We start from the raw sequence: 19,578 nt of genomic DNA, 5'->3' as shown, positions 1-19,578 counted from the left end.
CCACCATGGGCAAAGACGAAAACACCACGAGCGCGCACCGGGCGTCCTTGTACCTGCGCGCCGAGCGGATTCAATGGTTCGGCCTGGTGCTGCTGTTCCTGGCCGTGGGACTTGCGGCGTTGACCGACTTCCTGCAGCGCGATGGCGGGGTGGCGACCATTGTCGCCTTCGCTGTGGTCGGCGCGCTGGCGCTGGTGGTGGCACGGTTGATCCTGTTGCGGCCGAAGCCTGTGTAGGAGCCACCGGTGCTGGGCCGATACGGCTCAGCGCCGCGGAATGGACTGCACCTGCGGCTGCATCTGCTGCTGCGGGATGTTCCGGTAGCCCATCTGGCCCTCTTCCATGGGCGGCGGGCGTGGTGCGTCTTGGTCGTTGTGGCTGCCGCAGGACGAGCCGCCCAGCAGCACGGCCAGCGCGCCGATCATGAGTAGAACGGTGGTTTTTCCCATCGTGGTTGCTCCTGGTGAGCCGTCCTTCCAGTGAAAGCGAAAACCCGCCGCTGAGCCGGCTGGTCGGACGAATGGGGGCGGCGCAACCGGCCCGCCGGTTTCCCTGGCAATCGCTTGAAATCCCGCTGTTTTCGCGCGGTTACGATCGTGCAGATTGCCATGGATCAACCATACTCAGGCGACTCGCTCCGGCGTTGTGCTCGGGGGAACAAGGAGGGCGGGATGCTCGACTATTTTGCGCTGGGGGTACTGATCTTTGTCGGATTGGTACTGTTCTACGGGATCATCGTGCTGCACGACATTCCTTATGAGATTGCGGTACACCGCAACCATCCCCACCAGGACGCGATCCACGCGGCCGGCTGGGTAAGCCTTTTCACGCTGCATGCGCTGTGGCCGTTCCTGTGGATCTGGGCCATGTTGTACCGCGAGGACCGGGGGTGGGGCTTCCACCACGGCAAGACGCCGGCGCAGGAGGCGGAATACCTGGAGCAGCAGCTGGCCGAGCTGCGTCAGCGCCTGGATGCGCTGGAAGGCCGCCAGAACGCTCCCGCCGCACCGGCAACCACTCAACCGGGCGGGGAGGGCTGATCCATGGACCTGTTGCTGATCCTCACCTACACCGCCTTCTGCGTCGCCATCTTCAAGATCTTCCGCATCCCGCTGAACAAGTGGACGGTCCCTACCGCCGCGCTCGGCGGCATCGTGCTGATCGGTACGCTGATCTTCCTGATGAACTACAACCACCCGTATTCCGAGGTGGCGCGTACCTACTTCGTCACCACGCCGGTGATCCCGGTGGTTACCGGGCAAGTGGTGGAGGTGCCGGTCAAGGGGAACGAGATCATCGAGAAGGGCGCCGTGCTGTTCCGCATCGATCCCAAACCCTTCCAGCTCAAGCTGGATTCGCTCAAGGCGCAACTGGTCTCGGCGCGTGCCGACCAGGCCCGCGCCCGTGAGCTGGCGCTGCGCAACGTCGGCAACAAGCGCGACGTGGACCTGACCACCGCCCGCGTCGATGACCTCAATGCGCAGGCGGCCCTGGCCCAGTTCAATCTGGACAACACCGTGGTGCGCGCGCCCTCGCGGGGCTTCGTCAGCCACGTGTCGCTGCGTCCCGGGATGATGGCCAGCCGCTTGCCGCTGCGCCCCTCGATGGTCTTCGTACCGGATGAAGGCCCGTATTTCACCGCCTGGATGCGCCAGAACAGCCAGCTGCGCCTGACCGTCGGCGACGAGGCTGAAGTCGCGTTCGACGGCATACCCGGCAGGGTCTTCGCCGGCACCGTGGACAAGGTCCTGCCGGTGATCGGCGAGGGCCAGGTGCAGCCTTCCGGCACCCTGATCAGCTACACCGGCTCCCCGCCGCCGGGGCGGGTACCGGTGTTGATCAAGATCACAGACCCCGATTTCGCCCAGTACGCGAACATCATGCCCGGCGGCTCCTACGGCCAGGCGGCGCTCTACAGCGAGCATTTCCACCATGTGGCGGTCATGCGCAAGATACTCCTGCGTATGGCGGCCTGGATGAACTACATCTTCCCGTTCCACTGATTCGCGGCATTGCGGCGCCCCCACCGGGGCGCCTGCGCGTGGGCGTCCGTCCGCGCGCGAACAACACGGGGGAGGGGGTAACGCAGTCTCCTGCCGTACAACCTGGCGACATCGATATCTCAACCGGAGAACTCTATGAAGTCCTATGTCGCGTTGTTGTCCCTGCTGCTGTTGCCGTTACTGCAAGGCTGCGCGGAAAAGCAGGTCCAGCCGGAGGAATACTCCGGCTTCCTGTATGACTACTCCCGTCTCACCGAACAGGAAAACGCCGCGGGCACCAAGGTCCTGGCCTGGATCGATCCCAAGCTGAACCTGATGAACTACCGCAGCATCGTCATCGAGCGTTCGCAGTTCTACCCGGCGCCCAAGGCCACCGAGCAGCTCTCGCAAGCCACCATGACGCAGATCACCGACTACTACGACAAGGCGCTGCGCCGCGAGCTGGGCCAGGTCCTGAAGGTCGTCGACAAGCCCGGCCCGGGCACCCTCGTGCTGCGTCCGGCGATCACCGCGGTGAGCAGCCATACCCAGTCGCTCAAACCCTATGAAGTCATCCCGATCGCCCTGATCGCCGCCGGCGTCAGCACCGCCGCCGGCATCCGTGACCAGGACACCCAGATCGGCACCGAAGCGGCGATTCTCGACGGCCCTTCCAGCCGTGTGGTCGCCCAGGTGGTGCGCAAAGGCACCGGGCACGCGCTGGAGAACGACAGCCAGGCCATGGCCGCCAGCGACTTCAAGGGCGTGCTCGACGGTTGGGCCCGCGACATGCGCTTGACCTACAGCAAGCTGCGCGAACTGAAGTAACCCCGCCCCGTTTCCGCCACTGCAAACCCGCTCTCCATGCGGCGCCCATCGGGGCGCCGCATCGGCCTGTCATGAAATGAAAAGCCCCTGTCGCACGATGTGAAGCCTTTCGCCCGGCCCCTGCCTATTGTCCGCTCAAAGGGCGCTTGCCTGCTCCGATCGGAGCGCCCAGGACAACAAGACAACTGGAGATTCCGGCCATGGCCAAAGCCGTTCGTTTCTATGAAACAGGGGGACCCGAAGTCCTGCGTTACGAGGACGTGGAGGTCGGCGAGCCCGGCCCGGGGCAAGTGCGCATCCGCCATGTGGCGGTGGGCCTGAACTACGCGGATACCTATTTCCGCAATGGCACCTACGCCGTTCCGCTGCCCAGCGGCATGGGCGTGGAAGCCGCCGGCGTGGTAGTGGCGGTGGGCGAGGGCGTGAGCAACGTCGTGCCCGGTGACCGCGTCACCTACACCGGCTTCATCAATACCCTCGGCGCCTACAGCACCGAGCGCCTGGTACCGGCGGCGCCGCTGATCCGCCTGCCGGAGAACATTGCCTTCGAGACTGCCGCCGCCATGACCATGCGCGGCCTGACCTCGGCCTACCTGCTGCGTCGCATCCACGACTTCAAGCCGGGCCAGAGCATCCTGCTACATGCCGCCGCCGGCGGTGTCGGTCTGATCGTCTCGCAATGGGCCAAGCTGCTCGGCCTGCGGGTGATCGGCACTGTCTCCAGCGACGCCAAGGCCGAGATCGCCTTCGCCCACGGCTGCGAACACGTCATCAACTACAGCCACGAAGGCGTCGCCGAGCGCGTGCGTGAGCTGACCGATGGCCGTGGCGTGGACGTGGTCTTCGACAGCGTCGGCAAGGACACCTTTATGACCTCCCTGGAGTCGCTCAAGCGCCGTGGCCTGATGGTCTGCGTCGGCACAGCGTCGGGCCCGATCCCGCCGTTCGATCCGGTGCTGCTGGCGATGAAGGGCTCGATCTTCCTCACTCGCCCGGCCCTGGCTGACTACATCGCCGACCCGGCGGAAAAAGCGGCGCTGCTGGACGAGCTGTTCACCCATGTGGGCAACGGCGACATCCGCATCGAGATCAACCAGCACTACGCGCTGGAGGATGCCGTGCAGGCCCACCGCGACCTCGAATCGCGCAAGACCACCGGCTCGTCGATCTTCGTCATCTGAGGGCGCCGCCATGCACGTAGAACGTCTGACCTGCAGCATCGGCGCCGAAATATCCGGGGTGAACCTGGGCGACGCCTCCCGCGACGAAGGCCTGTTCGCCGAACTGCGCGAGCTGCTGCTCAAGCACAAGGTGCTGTTCCTGCGCGACCAGGACATCACCCGTGCCGAGCACGTGGCCTTCGCCCGCCGCTTCGGCGAGCTGGAAGACCACCCGGTGGCCGGCAGCGACCCGGAGCATCCGGGCCTGGTACGCATCTACAAGACCCCGGATCTCCCGAACGACCGCTACGAGAACGCCTGGCACACAGACGCCACCTGGCGCGAGGTGCCGCCCCTGGGCTGCGTCCTGCGCTGCGTGGAGTGCCCGCCGGTGGGCGGCGACACTATGTGGGCAAACATGGCGCTGGCCTACGAGATGCTCCCGCCGGAGATCAAGGAGCGCATCGCCAAGCTGCGGGCTCGCCACAGCATCGAAGCCAGCTTCGGCGCGGCCATGCCCATCGAGAAGCGCCTGGCGCTCAAGGCCATGTACCCCGACGCCGAGCATCCTGTGGTGCGCACCCACCCGGAAACCGGCGAGAAGGTGCTGTTCGTCAACGCCTTCACCACCCACTTCAGCAACTACCACACGCCACAGAACGTGCGTTTCGGCCAGGACGCCAACCCCGGCGCGGCCGACCTGCTGCGCTACCTGGTGAGCCAGGTGTACATCCCCGAATTCCAGGTGCGCTGGCGCTGGAAGAAGAACGATGTGGCGATCTGGGACAACCGCTGTACCCAGCACTACGCGGTGATGGACTACCCGCCCTGCGTGCGCCGCATGGAACGCGCCGGGATCATCGGCGACAAGCCGTTCTGACCCTCTGCACACAAAGCCGACAAGAACAATTACGGAGACCGACATGCAATTCTTCGACGATTCGCTGCACCCCGAGAACCAGGACAAGGTGGTCATCACCACCGCCCCCTACGGCCCCGAATGGATGCCCGAGGACTTCCCCGAAGACATCCCGGTGACCATGGACGAGCAGGTCCAGAAGGCCGTTGACTGCTACGAGGCCGGCGCCACCGTGCTGCACCTGCATGTGCGCGAGCTGGATGGCAAGGGCTCCAAGCGCCTGTCCAAGTTCAACGAGCTGATCGCCGGCGTGCGCGAAGCCGTGCCGGACATGATCATCCAGGTCGGCGGCTCGATTTCCTTCGCCCCGGAAAGCGACGGCGAAGCGGCCAAGTGGCTGTCCGACGACACCCGTCACATGCTCGCCGAGCTGACCCCCAAGCCCGACCAGGTGACGGTGGCGATCAACACCACCCAGATGAACATCATGGAGCTGCTCTATCCGGAGTACCTGAAAGGTACCTCCCTGGAGAACCCGCTCTACCAGGCGGCCTACAGCGAGATGACCGTGCCGGCCGGTCCGGCCTGGGTCGAGGAGCACCTGAAGCGCCTGCAGGCCGCCGGCATCCAGCCGCACTTCCAGCTGACCGGCATGCATGCCCTGGAAACCCTCGAGCGCCTGGTGCGCAAGGGCGTCTACAAGGGCCCGCTGAACCTGACCTGGATTGGCATCGGCGGCGGCTTCGACGGCCCCAACCCGTTCAACTTCATGAACTTCGTGCACCGCGCACCGGACGGCGCCACCGTCACCGCCGAGTCGCTGCTCAAGAATGTCCTGCCGTTCAACATGATGGCGATGGCCATGGGGCTGCACCCGCGCTGCGGCATCGAGGACACCATCATCGGCCAGCACGGCCAGCGCATGACCTCGGTGGAACAGATCCAGCAGTGCGTCCGCGTCGCCCATGAACTGGGCCGCGAGGTCGCCAGTGGCAAGGAAGCACGCGCCATCTACAAGATCGGCGTGCAGTACGACAGCGTGGAAGAAACCCTGCGCATGAACGGCATGGCGCCCAATCGCCAGCCGGGCCAGAAGTCCGTCCCGCTTCGCGCGTGACAGGCTCCGGCGCGGGTTCTGCCAGTAACCCGCGTCGGCTTTTATCCCAGAACAACAAGAATCCATTGACCCACCTGGAGAGCTAGCACCATGGCCATCCACTCCGTCGCCCTGGGCGACATCCCTGCCACCGTGCCCAGCGTGCCGCGCCGCTATGCCTGGGTGGTGTTCGCTCTGACCTTCGGCCTGCTGATCTCCGATTACATGTCGCGTCAGGTGCTCAATGCCGTCTTCCCGCTGCTCAAGGTCGAATGGGCCCTGAGCGATGCGCAGCTGGGCCTGCTCAGCGGTATCGTCGCGGTGATGGTCGGCCTGCTGACTTTCCCGCTCTCGCTGCTCGCCGACCGCTGGGGGCGCGTACGCAGCCTGGCGCTGATGGCCATGCTGTGGAGCCTCGCAACGCTTGGCTGCGCCGTGGCTGAGACCTTCCCGCAGATGTTCGCCGCGCGCTTCTTCGTCGGCGTCGGCGAGGCCGCCTACGGCAGCGTCGGTATCGCCGTGGTCATCTCGGTATTCCCGGCGCACCTGCGCGCCACCCTGACCGGCGCCTTCATGGCCGGCGGCATGTTCGGCTCGGTGCTCGGCATGGGCTTGGGCGGCGTGCTCGCCGCACACCTGGGCTGGCGCTGGGCATTCGCCGGCATGGCGCTGTTCGGCCTGCTGCTGGCGCTGCTCTACCCGCTGGTGGTGAGCGAGAAGCGCATTGCCCCGGTGGCCGCTGCCGAAGCGCCGCGCCAGGCCGGCGGGCGCTCGCTGCGCAGCCTGTTCGGCAGCCGATCAGTGATCGCCGCCTACCTGGGCAGCGGCCTGCAGCTGTTCGTTGCCGCCGCCGTGATGGTGTGGATTCCCAGCTACCTGAACCGCTATTACCACCTGGACACCGGCAAGGCCGGGATGATCTCGGCGGTGATCGTGCTGGTCGGCGGCAGCGGCATGGTGCTCTGCGGCATCCTCTGCGACCGCCTGGGCCGCAGCAACCCGCCGCGCAAGATCATCCTCGCCATCGGCTTCTGCCTGGCCAGCTGCCTGCTGCTGTTGGTGGCCTTCCACCTGCCGCCGGGCACTGCGCAACTGAGCCTGATCGCCCTTGGCATGCTGGTCGCCGCCGGTACTTCCGGGCCGTCCGGCGCCATGGTCGCCAACCTCACCGCGCCGGCCGTGCATGGCACCGCCTTCGCCACCCTGACCCTGGCCAACAACCTGCTGGGCCTGGCGCCCGGCCCGCTGCTCACCGGTGTGCTGGCCGACCGCATCGGCCTGGACCGTGCCTTCCAGCTCATACCCTTGCTGAGCATTCTCGCCGCGCTGGTCTTCCTCTACGCCCGGCGCCACTACCACAGTGATATCCGCCGCCTGCGCGGCGAAGAGGAGGGCGCCTGATGCCGACTCTCAATCTGGACATGACCTTCGACTTCATCTGCCCCTGGTGCCTGATCGGCAAGCGCAACCTCGATGTCGCGCTTCGCCTGCTGGCGCGCCAACGTCCGGAACTGGACGTGCGGGTGAACTGGCTCGGCCTGCAACTGCTGCCGCAGATTTCCATGGAAGGCGAACCCTTCGCCGAGTTCTACCAGCGCCGCCTGGGCGGCAAGCGCGCCGTGCGTGCGCGGATGGGTGAAGTGCGTCGCGCGGCAGAGGGCGCCAGGGTCGACCTGGACCTCGAGCGCATCCTCACTATGCCCAACACCACCTATGCGCACCGAGTATTCCAGCGCGCCGTGCATGTGGGCAGCGAGAACCAGAAGGAGCAGTTGCTGGAGATGATCTTCCGCGCGCACTTCCAGCTGGGCCAGGACATCGGCAACCGCGAAACCCTCTGCCGCCTGCTGCGTGCCTGTGATTTCAACGTGGCCGACTTCGACGACGCGCTGGCCGACGGCGCGCGCCAGTTCATCGGCCGCCGCGTGGCCCTGGCCGATTCCAGCGTGCCGATGTTCCTCCTCGAAGGCCGTGCCTTCGCACTTGGGGGGCAGAGTCCGGAGCAACTGCTGGCGGCGCTTTACCGCGCGCTGGAACGGCAGTTCCCGGAGGCGATCCCGGCATGAGCTGCTCGATCCGTATCCCCGCCGATCGCCTGCCGCCGCGCGGCGGCCGCAGTCTGCTGCACCATGAGAAGGGCATCATCCTGCTCTTCGACGTCGATGGCGAACTGCATGCCATTGACGACCGCTGCCCCCATGCCGGCGCCTCGCTGTTCAGCGGTCGCCTGGACGGCCGCTGGCTGCAGTGCCCGGCCCACGGCCTGCGCTTCGACCTGGCCACGGGCTGCCCGGCGGGTATCAAGGGCTTCGGCCTGCAGCGCTACGAGGTCGAATGGCGCGCCGACGAATGCTACGTGGTGCTGGCCCGGCAGGAGGTGCCGGCATGACCACGCTGACCCTCACGGCCCTCGGCTCGCGCAGCCGAACCCTGCTGCCCGGCCTGCTGGTCAGCGCCATGGTGGCGGCGGCCGCGACCTTCCTCTCCGAGCACTACGGCGCCCCGGTGATGCTCTTCGCGCTGCTGCTGGGCCTGGCGATGAACTTCCTCTCCGCCGACAGCGTGTGCAAGGCCGGCATCGAGTTCACTGCCCGCGAAATCCTCCGCCTGGGCGTGGCGCTGCTGGGCATCCGCATCACCTTCGGGCAGATCGCCGAGCTGGGCTGGCAGCCGGTGATCATGGTGGTGGTGCTGGTGACGGTGACCATCCTGGTCTCTATCGCGGCGGCCCGCGCCATGGGCTTCAATTTCCTCTTCGGCCTGCTCACCGGCGGCGCCACGGCCATCTGCGGCGCCTCGGCGGCGCTGGCCCTGGCGGCGGCATTGCCGGCGCACACGCAGAAGGAAAAGGCCACGCTGTTCACCGTGCTCGGCGTCTCGGCGCTGTCGACCCTGGCAATGATCCTCTACCCGATGATCGTCAAGTCGCTGGGCCTGCCGCCGTTGCAGGCGGGCATCTTCCTCGGTGGCACCATCCACGACGTGGCCCAGGTGGTCGGCGCCGGCTACAGCATCTCCAAGGAAGTCGGTGACAGCGCCACGGTGGTCAAGCTGATGCGCGTGGCGATGCTGCTGCCGGTGATCCTCTGCGCGGCGATGATCACCCGCGCCCGTGGCGTGGAACCGGGCGACAAGCGCCCGCCGCTGTTGCCGTGGTTCGCCGTGGGCTTCGTGCTGCTGGCGGCGGTGAACAGCACCGGCTGGCTGCCGCCGATGGTGCAGCAGGCGGGCGGCAAGCTGTCCCAGTGGTGCCTGGTGATTGCCATCGCGGCGCTGGGCATGAAGACCCAGCTGCGGGCGCTGGCGACGGTGGGGATCAAGCCGATCCTGCTGATGCTGGGGGAGACGGCGTTCCTGGCGGTGCTGGTGCTGGGGATGTTGCGGTTCGCCGGTTGATTCGGGTGACGATCACACCGGAATGGCGGTGAAGCACGAACGTAGGTTGGCGTGGAGCGCAGCGATACCCATCCATAGCCGTGGGCCCACGGCGGGGGCGTAGGGCGAATAACGCCTAAGCGTTATCCGCCATTGTGGCTATCGGCGGATAACCCGTTCCGGGTTATGCGCCCTACGTACAGGCACCGGCTCTGGCTCTGGCTCTGGCTCTGGCTCTGGCTCTGGCTCTGGCTCTGGCTCTGGATTTTGAGGTCTTCCAGAGAGATATCCGCACGCTCCGGAGTGCCCCTTTCAGGAGGCCGAAGGTGATCGGAGTTTCAGGGGTTGAGCGACATGGATGTCGCGAGAGCGTTGTCGGGCCAGGGATGGCCCGTCAACGCGGGCCCCTGAAACTCCGGGGAACCGAGGGTACTTTTCGCGAAGCGAAAAGCCGGATGTAGGGGCGAGACTTTTTGGTTCCTTTTGTGGCGTTTGACAAAAGGGACTCGCCCGAAGGGGCGAAATACAATGCTCGCGCGCATGCCGAAGCGGCGTGTACTCGCCGAACTGGAAGCAGGGAGCTTTCGCAGGAAGGATAAAACTCCAGATGCCTGGGCTTCGAGGCCAGTGTTCAGCGCCGCCTTGGTGCGCGCGCGGATTCCGTGTTTCGCCCCCTCGGGCGACCTACTTTGGCAAACGCCCCAAAGTAGGCAAAGGTCTTGCCCCGGACATCCGGTTTTTCGCCTAGGCGAAAAATTCCCTCGTTGAACCGAAGTTTCAGGGGCACGCCGCGAAGGGCCATCCCTGGCCCATCGCGGCTCTCGCGACATCCATGTCGCTCAACCCCTGAAACTCCGCTTCAACGAGGCCTCCTGAACGGGGCCGTTCGGAGTGCGCGGTTGTTTCTCTGGAAACCTTTCAGAGCCAAAGCCAAAGCCAAAGCCAAAGCCAAAGCCAAAGCGGCGCACGGGCTTTTCGTAGGAGCGAGCTTGCTCGCGAACCGCACGCCACCATTCCCCTCAGGAAAAACTCACTCCGTCTCCCGCCCCAGATGCTCCTTGCGCCACGCCGCCGGCGACACCCCGAATTGCACCGCGAACCAGCGGGTGAAGGAGCTGGGCATCGAATACCCCAGCAGGTCGGCAATACGCCCCAGCGAATAGCGCGGGTTCTCCATGTAGCGCAGCACCAGCTCGCGGCGGACTTCGTTGATCAGGTCGGAGAAGGTCACGCCGTTGTCTTCCAGCCGCCGTTGCAGCGTGCGCACGTTCAGCCCCAGCGACTGCGCAATCTGTTCGATGGTCGCGCGGCCCATGGGCAGCAGCAGGTAGATGGACTTGCGCACCTCGTTCAGCGTGCTGCCGTCGGTGGCGCCGGGCAGGGAGTCGACGAAGCTGCGCGCATGCCGCGCCATGGCCGGGTCGGCCATGGGGTTAGCGGCGTCGAGGTCGGCGGCGGGGATGACGATGCCGTTGAACTCGCTGCCGAATTCGATCTTGCAGCCGAACAGCCGGCGATGCACCTGCAGGTCCGCCGGGGCGTCGTGGCTGAAGTTCACGCTGACCGGCCGCCAGTGCGGGCCGAGGAGGGCGGCGCAGAGGCGATAGAGGGTGCCCAGGGCCAGTTCCAGGCCCTGGCGCATGGGCATCGGCGGTACGGTGAGAAGCTCTTCCCGCAGGATCGCCAGCTTGCCTTCCTGGTCGATGTACAGGGCCAGGGATTCGTTGAGCAGGTGGCGGTAGCGAATGATGGTGTCGATGGCCTCGCGCAGCGTCGCCTGGTGCGAGAGCAGCAGGCTGATCACACCGAAGTCGGCAAGTTGGCGTGATTCGGCCATGCGCAGGCCGAAGGTCTCGCAGCCGCTGATGCGCGCCGATTCCTCCAGCAGGCTCACCGCCGCGGACACGGGGATGCGCTGCTCCGGATGCTCGAGCATGGACTGGGACAGGCCCACGGCGCTTAGCTGCTGCTGCGGGTTGAGGCCCAGGTGGCGGGCCACTTCCAGGTAGTTGGTGAGGGCCGCAATGCGAACCATGGGGGTCATGCGTGTATCGCCTTCTTGTTCTTGTGGTCGCTCCGTGCCGCCGGGGTCCGTGGACGCCCGGTGGCCAGAGTGCACGCTGGCTGGGTCGATGACGTCAGATTCTAGCGACTGCTGTAACCAATCGTGTACGAAAGTTCTCACTTCGGCCAGTGCCTGCGGCGCTCTGGAATGCACCGTACGTCCCGGTACGCCCGCTACGCGTGGAGTCGGCGGGACAGCAGGCTGGCCGGGGCCTGTCATCAAATGCGAAGTGCCTGACGCTCAATGCAAAGCACCTTCACCGGTGCACCTCTACTGTCTGTCCAACAAGTTCGAAATCACCCAAAGGTGAACCGGTGAGCAACCACAAGACTTCCACCACCGTCCTCCTGGTCCCCGGCTTGCGCGACCACGTCGCCGAGCATTGGCAGACCCTGCTCCAGCAGCGCCTGCCCCATGTCCGCAGCGTACCGCCGCTGACCGAGAACAAGCTGGACCTGAATACCCGCGTCGAAGCCATCCAGCGCGAGCTGGAAAGCATCGACGGCGAGGTGATCCTGGTCGCCCACAGCGCTGGTGTGCTGATGGTCGCTCACTGGGCGGCACGCTACAGCCGGCCGATCAAGGGCGCGCTGCTGGCGACCCCGCCTGATCTCGACGGCGACTGGCCGGCGCACTACCCCAAGCCGGCGGTCCTGGCGGAGATGGGCTGGGCGCCGCTGCCGCTGGAGCCGCTGCCGTTCCCCACGCTGGTGGCCTGCAGCGACAACGACCCGCTGGCAAGCCCCGAGGCAGTCCAGCGCATGGCCCGCCACTGGCGCGCCAGCGTGGTGGAGCTGGGCCGTGTCGGCCACCTCAACCCGGCATCCGGATACGGCGACTGGCCCCAGGCCGATGAGCTGATTCAGCTGCTGGACACCTGATCCAACCGAGCAACCTCCGGCTCCGGCGTTCGCGCCGGGGCGGGCCCTCGTGCGCTCCGGCGCAGGGGGATGGGCCGCGGGACGGGCCCGGAAAGCGTCCCGACCACAACAAGAAACGGAGCACGAGCATGCATCATCAGAGCAACCCGCACCGCCCCCTGCAACGCTGCCTGCTGGCGAGCGCAGTCCTCGCCGCTATGGCCGGCCAGCCGCTGCAGGCCTTCGAGCTGGACACCGGCAATCCGGATCTGTCGATCCGCTTCGACAACACCGTCAAGCTCAGCTACGGGCAGCGCGTCGAGTCGCCCAACAGCAAGATCGCCGGCACCGCCAACACCAACGACGGCGACCGCAATTTCTCCTCCGGCAGCCCGGTGACCCAGCGCTTTGACCTGCTCAGCGAACTGGACTTCGTCTACCGCGAGAGCATGGGCTTCCGCCTGTCCGCCGCCGGCTGGTACGACCATGCCTACGATGATGTCGGCGCAAGCAACCCATTCCCCGGCCAGAAGGGCAACGCCGGCCACCTGGTCACCCGTAACGGCGCGGTGGTTGCCCCGCGCGGCGCACAGCCGGCCACCCACGGCCTGAGCAACTTCGCCGACCGCTACTACAACGGCCCGTCCGGCGAGTTGCTCGACGCCTTCGTTTTCGCCAGCCACCAGGTCGGCGACGATATGCAGCTCAGCGGCAAGCTCGGTCGCCACACCATCTACTGGGGCGAGACCCTGTTCAGCGCGGCCAACGGCATCAACTACGGCCAGTCGGCCCTCGACCTGGGCAAGCTGTACAACGTCCCCGGCACCGAGGCGAAAGAGCTGTTCATGCCGCGCAATCAGCTGTCCGCCTCGCTGACGGTGAACCCCGAGCTGACCCTGGCCGCGCAGTACTTCCTCGAGTTCGAGAACTCGCGCTTCCCCGAAGGCGGCACCTACATGGGCCCCTACGACATGCTCAACGATGGCGGCAATGTCTTCTGGCTGCCGCTGCCGGCGCAGAACGCCTTCTACGGTGCGGCGCGCGGCCATGACCGCAAGCCCGACAACACCGGCGACTTCGGCCTGATGGCCAAGTGGAGCCCGGAATGGCTCGACGGCACCCTGGGCTTCTACTACCGCAAGACCTCTGACACCCTGCCGGCGGTACTGGTGGATGCACCGAACCTGCACAAGCCGGGCCTCGCCGGCCTGCCGGGGATGAACTACTTCACCGCCTACGCCGACGACATCGACATCTACGGCATCAGCCTGTCCAAGGAAGTCGGCGGCGTCAGCGTCGGCATGGACCTGAACTACCGCGAGAACATGCCGCTGGCGAGCAACTTCACCACGGTCAACCCGACGCTCTATGCGGCGGCCCAGCGCGGCCTGATCAACGGCGCCAACCTGATCGGCGAGCTGCCCAGCGACGGCGATACCGGCCTTGCCCGCGGCAAGACCTTCCACGTCGTGCTCAACGGCCTGGTGACCTTCGGCGCCACCCCGCTTTGGGACGCCTCGTCGCTGGCGGTGGAAGGCACCCTGACGCACCTGATCGACGTCACCGAAGGCCAGCAGACCTTCAAGGGCGACTCCAGCTACCACGGCGTCGACAAGGTCACCACCAACGCCTACGCCATGTCCGCCAACTTCACCCCGACCTGGTACCAGGCCTTCCCCGGCGTCGACCTGTCCATGCCCATGTCCTACAACGTCGGCCTGCACGGCAACTCGGCGGTGCAGCTGGGCGGCAACGAAGATGCCGGCAGCTACTCGGTCGGCGTGGCCGCGGACTTCCACCAGAAATACCGCCTGGACCTGAAATACGTCGACGCCTTCGGCCCCTTCGATACCTGCGAGAGCGGCCGCGACAACAACACTCCCGGCGCCAACGGCCAGTACCAGTGCATCCCCGGCCAGATCACCTCGCAGGCGGGCCTTGCACCCCTGCTGAAGGACCGCGGCATGGTCACCGCATCCCTGAAGGCCACTTTCTGATTTCACCCCAGGCTTCGCTCTCGAAGCAGGAGAAACACAGCATGAACTTCAAACCCACCCTGATCGCCACCGCCCTCGGCCTGACCCTCTGCGGTCTGGCCCAGGCCGCCGTTTCCCCGCAGGACGCCGCCCAGCTGGGCAGCACCCTGACCCTGGTCGGCGCCGAGAAAGCCGCCAGCAGCGATGGCTCGATTCCCGCCTATGCCGGTGGCCTGACTACCGCTCCGGCCAGCTTCAAGAGCGGCGACAGCATGCGTCCGGACCCGTTCGCCAGCGACAAGCCGCTGCTGGTGATCGACGGCAAGAACGTCGACCAGTACAAGAGCGAGCTGTCGGCCACCACCGTCGAGCTGGCCAAGCGTTATCCGAGCTTCCGCGTCGATGTCTACCCGACCCACCGCAGCGCCGCGCTGCCGGACACCGTGCTGGAGAACAGCAAGAAGAACGCCGTCACCGCGCAGTCCCTGGAAGGCGGCACCGCCATCGACAACGCGCTGCCCGGCGTGCCGTTCCCGATTCCGCAGACCGGCGCCGAGGCGATGTGGAACTTCCTGCTGCGCTACCAGGGCGTGAACATCAAGGCCAAGTACGACTCCTGGAACGTCGATGCCTCCGGCAGCGCCAACCTTGCCACCACCGGCCAGGCCTTCATCAACTACCCGGTGTACGAAGACCTCACCCAGCCGGTGAAGGGCTCCGAGGTCTACTACCAGATGAAGCTCTACTACAGCGGCCCGGCCCGCCGCGCCGGCGAGGCGATGATGCTCAAGGACGCCGCCAACCCGCTGCAGCAGCCGCGTCGCGCCTGGCAGTACCTGCCCGGCCAGCGCCGCGTGAAGCTGGCACCGAACCTGGCCTACGACACCCCGAACCCCGGCATGGCCGGCGCCGGCACCTACGACGACGTGTTCGTCTTCAACGGTGCGCTGGACCGCTATGACTGGAAGCTGGTGGGCAAGCAGGAAATGATCGTGCCCTACAACACCTACCGCCTGACCTACGCCAGCGACATCAAGCCGGTGGTCACGCCCAACCACCTGTCGCCCGACTACGTGCGCTGGGAGAAGCACCGCGTGTGGGTCGTCGAAGGCACCCTGAAGTCCGGCGCGCGGCACATCTACGCCAAGCGTCGCTTCTACCTCGACGAAGACAGCTGGGTGGCCCTGGCCTCCGACCAGTACGACGCCCGCGGCCAGCTCTATCGCGGCTCGTTCGCCTTCCTCAGCCAGAGCTACGACAAGCGCATCCCGGACGCCACGCCGTTCATGATCTACGACCTGACTGCCGGCTCCTACAACATCAACGGCGTCGTCGGCCCGTACGGCGGCATCAGCTACATCGACCCGCTGGCCAAGACCCAGTGGTCCCCCGAGGCGCTGGCCGGTAGCGGCATTCGCTGACGCACGATGCGGCGGCCTCTCCTGATGAGGGAGCAGGCCGTCGTTGCCGTTGCGAAGAAAGCTGCGAAAAGAGTTGCGAGGAAAGCTTCATGCAGATCCCCTTCAAGCGCCTGTTGCTCCTGGGTGCCTTGTTTCTGGCGGGCGGCGCTCAAGCCGGTGAAACGGTCGCAGAGTTCGTCGATGTACTCGACCAGCCGGCGCCCCACAGTGCCGTTCCCTGCCGCGCGCCGCTGCTGGCCGTCACCCGCGTCGACAAGCGCCTGGTGAGTGTCGGCCAGCGCGGCCACATTCTCTATTCCGATGACGGCGGCACCAGCTGGCTGCAGGCCGAGGTGCCGGTCAGCTCCGACCTCACCGCCGTGCGCTTCCCCACGCCGCAGGACGGCTGGGCGGTGGGCCACGACGGCGTGGTGCTGCACAGCGCCGACGGTGGCAAGCACTGGGAGCGCCAGCTCGACGGCCGGCAGATAGGCCAACTGATGCTCGACTACTATGCCGCCCACCCGCAGCCGGACAACGCCACCTGGCTGGACCAGGCGCGCCGCTACCAGCAGGAGGGCGCCGACAAGCCGTTCCTCGACCTGTGGTTCCGCGATGCCAACGAAGGCTTCGTGGTCGGCGCCTTCAACCTGATCCTGCACACCCGCGACGGCGGGCGCACCTGGGAGCCCTGGAACCACCGCATCGACAACCCGCAGGCACTGCACCTGACCGCCATGGCGGCCAGCGGCGATGACCTGTTCGTCGTCGGCGAGCAGGGCCTGCTGTTGCGTCTGGATTCTCATCAGGAGAGCCAACAACAGCGCTTCGTCGCCCTGCAGTCGCCCTATGCCGGCAGCTTCTTCGGCGTTGTTGCGCGCCCTGGGCTGGTGTTCGCCTACGGCCTGCGCGGCCACGCGATCCGCAGCCTCGACGGTGGCGAAAGCTGGAGCGCCGTGGACACCGGCCTGCCGGTCAGCCTGACCGCCGCCAGTTTCGACGCCAACGGCCGGCTGTACCTGTTCAGCCAGGCCGGCCAGGGCCTGGTCAGCGACGACAGCGGCGCCAGCTTCAAGGCCCTGGACCTGGCCGAGCGCCTGCCCGTCAGCGGCGCTGTGGCCGGCCCCGGCCGCCTGCTACTGGTTGGCGCCCGCGGCGTACGCGAGAACGCGATGCCGGTGCGCTGAGCGCACCGGTGTTTCACCGGTTCAAGAACCATAAGAACAAGAGATAGAGAGACAGCCTCATGGTCGACCTGAAGCAAGGCGAGATGCCTGTAGTCCGCGAACTGCGGGACTTTGACACCCACAGCGGCAACCTGCTGGAGCGCCTGGTGTTCAACCACCGCGCGCTGTTCATCGCCCTGATCGCGCTGGTCACTGTGGTGCTGGGCTACATGGCCGTGACCCGTCTGGAGATGCGTCCGGCCTTCGAGAAGATGATCCCGCACAGCGATCCCTACATCCGCAACTACCTGGACAACCGCGCCGCGCTGCGCGGCCTGGGTAACTCGGTGCGGGTCGTGGTGGAGAACCCCAACGGCGATATATTCGACCCGGCCTATATCGACAGCCTGCGGCAGATAAGCGACCAGCTGTTCCTCAGCCACGGCGTCGACCGTGCCTGGATGAAGTCGCTGTGGTCGCCGGCGGTGCGCTGGACCGAGGTCACCGAGGAAGGCTTCCAGGGCGGCCCGGTGATGCCCGACGGCTACGACGGTAAGCCCGAGTCCATCGGGCAATTGCGTCAGAACATCGCCCGAGCCGGCATCGTCGGCAGCCTGGTGGGTAACGACTTCCGCTCCAGCATGCTGGTGGTGCCGCTGCTGGACCGCGACTCGGCCACCGGCAAGGGCATCGACTACCGCGAATTCTCCCGCGCGCTCGACGACCTGCGCCTGAAGTACGAATACCTGGGCGACGCCCGTGCCTTCGCTGCCGGCGAGGAGGGCAAGGGCCCGGTACGCCTGCACGTGATCGGCTTCGCCAAGCTGGTGGGCGACCTGATCGACGGCCTGGTGCGGGTCATGCTGTTCTTCGGCCTGGCGGTGGTCACCGCCTTCGTCATCATCTTCTTCTATACCCGCTGCCTGCGCAGCAGCCTGTTGGTGATCGGCTGCTCGCTGCTGGCAGTGGTCTGGCAGCTCGGGCTGGTGGCCTGGCTGGGCTACGCGCTGGACCCGTACTCGATCCTGGTGCCGTTCCTGATCTTCGCCATCGGCGTGTCCCACGCCACCCAGAAGATGAACGGCATCATGCAGGACATCGGCCGTGGCACCCACAAGCAGGTGGCCGCGCGCAACACCTTCCGCCGCCTGTTCCTGGCCGGCGTCACCGCGCTGCTGTCGGACGCCGTGGGCTTCGCCGTGCTGATGCTGATCGATATCCCGGTCATTCAGGACCTGGCCATCGCCGCCAGCATCGGCGTGGCGGTGCTGATCTTCACCTCGCTGCTGATGATGCCGGTGGCGCTGTCCTACGTCGGCGTCAGCCCAAAGGCCGCCGCCCGAGCCCTGCGCGAGGACCGCCAGGTGGACCAGCATGCCGGCCTGGGTAAGCTGTGGGACCTGCTGGACCGCTTCACCCAGCGCCGCTGGGCCAGCGTGGCTGTGATCATCGCGGCGCTGCTGGGTGCCGGTGGCCTGCTGGTCAGCCAGCACCTGCAGATCGGCGACCTCGACGCCGGCGCTCCGGAGCTGCGCGCCGACTCGCGCTACAACCGCGACAACGCCTACATCACCAGCCACTACGCGCTCTCCAGCGACCTCTTCGCGGTGATGGTGAAGACCGCCCCCGAAGGCTGCCTGAACTACCGCACGCTGATCCTCGCCGACCGCCTGGGCTGGGCCCTGCAACAGCACGAAGGCGTGCAGGCCACCACCTCGCTGGTCACCGCGGTGCGGCAGATCACCGCCGGCACCTACGAGGGCAACCCCAAGTTCGCCAGCCTGCAACGCAACCAGGACGTGCTCAACTACGCCGCCCAGCAGGCCTCGGTGAATACGCCGGAGCTGTTCAACACCGAATGCTCGCTGATGCCGGTGATCGCCTTCCTCAAGGACCACAAGGCGCAGACCCTCGATGAAGTGGCCGGCATCGCCGAGAACTTCGCCCGCGCCAACAGCACGCCGGAGCGCCAGTTCCTGCTGGCCGCCGGCAGCGCCGGGATCGAGGCAGCGACCAACCGCGTGGTGCGCGAGGCCAACCACCGCATGCTGTTCTACGTCTACGCGGCGGTGGGCATCTTCTGCCTGATCACCTTCCGCAGCTGGCGCGCGACCCTGGTGGCGTTGTTGCCGCTGGTGCTTACCTCGATCCTCTGCGAAGCGCTGATGGTGATGATGGGCATCGGCGTGAAGGTCGCCACGCTGCCGGTGATCGCGCTGGGCGTGGGTATCGGGGTGGATTACGCGTTGTACCTGCTCAGCGTGCAGCTGCAGATGCAACGGGCCGGGTTGCCCTTGTCGGTGGCTTACAAACAGGCCGTGGCTTTCACCGGCAAGGTGGTTGCGCTGGTTGGCGTGACCCTGGCAGCGGGCGTCATCACCTGGGCCTGGTCGCCGATCAAGTTCCAGGCGGACATGGGGATCCTGCTGACCTTCATGTTCCTGTGGAACATGCTTGGGGCGCTGATCCTGATTCCGGCGCTGTCGCATTTCCTGCTGGGTGGGAAGAAGCTCTGAACCGGCTCTGAGCGCGCCATAGGGCGCGTTCCTGCAGGCCGAAATCGCATTCGACCCGTAGGAGCGGACTCCGTCCGCGATCCGCCGGCAGGGCCGGCGCTTCCTTCTGTTCTGGTGTTGCCGGTTTGCTGCGTTGACTTGGGTGTTCCAGCGCCGCTTCGGCGTGCGCGCGGACTTCCTGTTTCGCCCCCTCGGGCGACCTTCTTTGGCAAACGCCCCAAAGAAGGCAAAGGTCTTGCCCCAATCATCCGGTTTTTCGCTTGGGGCGAAAAATACCCTCGTTGAAGCGAAGTTT

18 protein-coding genes are annotated in these 19,578 nt (G+C 66.3%); 16 read left to right on the top strand and 2 right to left on the bottom strand.

Translation table 11 applies throughout. The annotated features are described in order from the left end of the window. The first annotated feature begins 5 nt into the window (after positions 1-5). Positions 6-236: a hypothetical protein gene (locus tag IB274_RS15295; protein WP_192432776.1), complete on the top strand. Its 231-nt coding sequence runs from the start codon at positions 6-8 to the stop codon at positions 234-236. Positions 237-263: 27 nt separating this feature from the next. Here IB274_RS15295 and IB274_RS15290 read toward each other — a convergent pair whose 3' ends face one another. After that, positions 264-449, bottom strand: a complete 186-nt coding sequence (locus tag IB274_RS15290; RefSeq protein ID WP_192432775.1) for a hypothetical protein — start codon at positions 447-449, stop codon at positions 264-266. 222 nt (positions 450-671) lie between these two features. On the opposite strand from IB274_RS15290, the gene IB274_RS15285 reads away from it, so the two are divergent. The 10 genes from IB274_RS15285 (at position 672) to IB274_RS15240 (ending at position 9,321) form a co-directional block, all read left to right on the top strand. After that, a complete protein-coding gene (locus IB274_RS15285) occupies positions 672-1,040 on the top strand; it encodes a DUF3302 domain-containing protein (RefSeq protein WP_192432774.1) in 369 nt (122 codons plus the stop codon). Between the two features lie 3 nt (positions 1,041-1,043). Next, a complete protein-coding gene (locus IB274_RS15280; protein ID WP_192432773.1) occupies positions 1,044-2,003 on the top strand; it encodes an HlyD family secretion protein in 960 nt (319 codons plus the stop codon). A 135-nt stretch (positions 2,004-2,138) separates the two neighbouring features. Continuing rightward, positions 2,139-2,810 (top strand): DUF3313 domain-containing protein, encoded by a 672-nt coding sequence (locus tag IB274_RS15275; protein ID WP_192432772.1) that lies wholly within the window; start codon positions 2,139-2,141, stop codon positions 2,808-2,810. 200 nt (positions 2,811-3,010) lie between these two features. After that, on the top strand, positions 3,011-3,991 hold the full coding sequence (locus IB274_RS15270) for a quinone oxidoreductase family protein (RefSeq protein ID WP_192432771.1): 981 nt from the start codon (positions 3,011-3,013) through the stop codon (positions 3,989-3,991). Positions 3,992-4,001: 10 nt separating this feature from the next. After that, positions 4,002-4,850 carry a TauD/TfdA dioxygenase family protein gene (locus IB274_RS15265; RefSeq protein WP_192432770.1) on the top strand — a complete coding sequence of 283 codons (849 nt, stop codon included), beginning with the start codon at positions 4,002-4,004 and terminating at the stop codon, positions 4,848-4,850. 43 nt (positions 4,851-4,893) lie between these two features. After that, positions 4,894-5,946 carry a 3-keto-5-aminohexanoate cleavage protein gene (locus IB274_RS15260; protein ID WP_081516844.1) on the top strand — a complete coding sequence of 351 codons (1,053 nt, stop codon included), beginning with the start codon at positions 4,894-4,896 and terminating at the stop codon, positions 5,944-5,946. Between the two features lie 90 nt (positions 5,947-6,036). After that, positions 6,037-7,326 carry an MFS transporter gene (locus IB274_RS15255; protein WP_081516845.1) on the top strand — a complete coding sequence of 430 codons (1,290 nt, stop codon included), beginning with the start codon at positions 6,037-6,039 and terminating at the stop codon, positions 7,324-7,326. Beyond that, the gene (locus tag IB274_RS15250; RefSeq protein WP_192432769.1) at positions 7,326-7,991 is read left to right on the top strand and encodes a DsbA family protein; all 666 of its coding nucleotides are present in this window, start codon (positions 7,326-7,328) and stop codon (positions 7,989-7,991) included. Before IB274_RS15255 ends, IB274_RS15250 begins: the two co-directional genes overlap by 1 nt. Further along, positions 7,988-8,314: a Rieske (2Fe-2S) protein gene (locus tag IB274_RS15245; protein WP_192432768.1), complete on the top strand. Its 327-nt coding sequence runs from the start codon at positions 7,988-7,990 to the stop codon at positions 8,312-8,314. The genes IB274_RS15250 and IB274_RS15245 overlap by 4 nt, the downstream gene beginning before the upstream one ends. Continuing rightward, positions 8,311-9,321 carry a YeiH family protein gene (locus IB274_RS15240; protein ID WP_192432767.1) on the top strand — a complete coding sequence of 337 codons (1,011 nt, stop codon included), beginning with the start codon at positions 8,311-8,313 and terminating at the stop codon, positions 9,319-9,321. Before IB274_RS15245 ends, IB274_RS15240 begins: the two co-directional genes overlap by 4 nt. A gap of 1,009 nt (positions 9,322-10,330) precedes the next feature. Here IB274_RS15240 and IB274_RS15235 read toward each other — a convergent pair. Continuing rightward, the gene (locus tag IB274_RS15235; RefSeq protein ID WP_192432800.1) at positions 10,331-11,335 is read right to left on the bottom strand and encodes an AraC family transcriptional regulator; all 1,005 of its coding nucleotides are present in this window, start codon (positions 11,333-11,335) and stop codon (positions 10,331-10,333) included. Between the two features lie 344 nt (positions 11,336-11,679). Here IB274_RS15235 and IB274_RS15230 point away from each other — a divergent pair, with 344 nt between their 5' ends. From IB274_RS15230 to IB274_RS15210, 5 genes are all read left to right on the top strand, one after another. After that, the gene (locus tag IB274_RS15230) at positions 11,680-12,246 is read left to right on the top strand and encodes an RBBP9/YdeN family alpha/beta hydrolase (protein WP_192432766.1); all 567 of its coding nucleotides are present in this window, start codon (positions 11,680-11,682) and stop codon (positions 12,244-12,246) included. Positions 12,247-12,374: 128 nt separating this feature from the next. After that, on the top strand, positions 12,375-14,222 hold the full coding sequence (locus IB274_RS15225) for a DUF1302 domain-containing protein (RefSeq protein ID WP_192432765.1): 1,848 nt from the start codon (positions 12,375-12,377) through the stop codon (positions 14,220-14,222). A gap of 41 nt (positions 14,223-14,263) precedes the next feature. Then, positions 14,264-15,622 carry a DUF1329 domain-containing protein gene (locus IB274_RS15220; protein WP_192432764.1) on the top strand — a complete coding sequence of 453 codons (1,359 nt, stop codon included), beginning with the start codon at positions 14,264-14,266 and terminating at the stop codon, positions 15,620-15,622. An 89-nt stretch (positions 15,623-15,711) separates the two neighbouring features. Further along, positions 15,712-16,788 carry a WD40/YVTN/BNR-like repeat-containing protein gene (locus IB274_RS15215; RefSeq protein WP_192432763.1) on the top strand — a complete coding sequence of 359 codons (1,077 nt, stop codon included), beginning with the start codon at positions 15,712-15,714 and terminating at the stop codon, positions 16,786-16,788. A 59-nt stretch (positions 16,789-16,847) separates the two neighbouring features. After that, positions 16,848-19,283, top strand: a complete 2,436-nt coding sequence (locus IB274_RS15210) for an efflux RND transporter permease subunit (RefSeq protein ID WP_192432762.1) — start codon at positions 16,848-16,850, stop codon at positions 19,281-19,283. Positions 19,284-19,578: the final 295 nt, after the last annotated feature.

Origin of the sequence: Pseudomonas sp. PDM18, from assembly GCF_014852585.1 — a bacterium.
Taxonomy (GTDB): Bacteria; Pseudomonadota; Gammaproteobacteria; order Pseudomonadales; family Pseudomonadaceae; genus Pseudomonas.
Note: the sequence above shows the minus strand (reverse complement) of the source record. Positions and strands in the feature narration are given on the sequence as shown.